Source organism: Pseudomonas sp. B20 (genome assembly GCF_020515755.1).
In the GTDB taxonomy this organism is placed as follows: Bacteria; Pseudomonadota; Gammaproteobacteria; order Pseudomonadales; family Pseudomonadaceae; genus Aquipseudomonas; species Aquipseudomonas syringae.
The window spans coordinates 1-700 of record NZ_JAHPJG010000057.1; the positions used below are offsets into that span (position 1 = coordinate 1).

Below are 700 nucleotides of genomic sequence, written 5' to 3' on the forward strand. Positions count from 1 at the left end.
GGCACCGAACCGCTCAAGCTGTTTGTCGACCCCACACACCCTGAAAGCCTGCTTTATCTGCAAACGCTCATGCTTAACCTGCAGATCATTTACGCTCAGGACAACGCCGCCAGCGCCTGGCTCGCCGAGCAGGAAACCAACGACAGCAGCCTGTTTGGCACGCTGCGCTACGGCTTCTCACCGGCGCTCAAACACGCGCTGCACCAGGAGGCCAACGCGCTGCTGAACGGCCTCGGCGACATCACCAACCTGGCCACCCGCGTTGGCGAACTCAACGGCACGCTCAATCACCAGGGCTTTGCCGACAAGCCGTGGATGAAGGCGCTGAAACACCCCGTTCAGGACACCTTCAAAGCCCTCGGCCAACTGGCCAGCGGTGCTGGCAAGGCAACGTTCGAAAGTATCCTGCTGGCCTGGGTGCCCATCGACAGCCGCCTGGCGGTGGGCAAGCAGCAGAACATCGTTGCACTGATTCGCACGCTGTTGATCGGTCAGATTTTGCTCGACTCAAAGGCGCGTATTGCAATCGATCACACAATGCTCGCGAAGCTGAAAAACTGGATCAGTGAGTGGCAGGTGCTTAACAAACAGATCAGCGACACCCGCCGCAGCTGGCTCTACCCAACCGCTTACAACCCCCGCAAAAGCATCGCCAGCCACCTGCGCGCGCTCGAGCAAAAGCTTCGCCTGCACGAACTGA

1 pseudogene is annotated in these 700 nt (G+C 59.7%); it reads left to right on the top strand.

The annotated features are described in order from the left end of the window. A pseudogene (locus LIX91_RS25525) lies at positions 1-700 on the top strand (hypothetical protein); the annotation flags it as partial.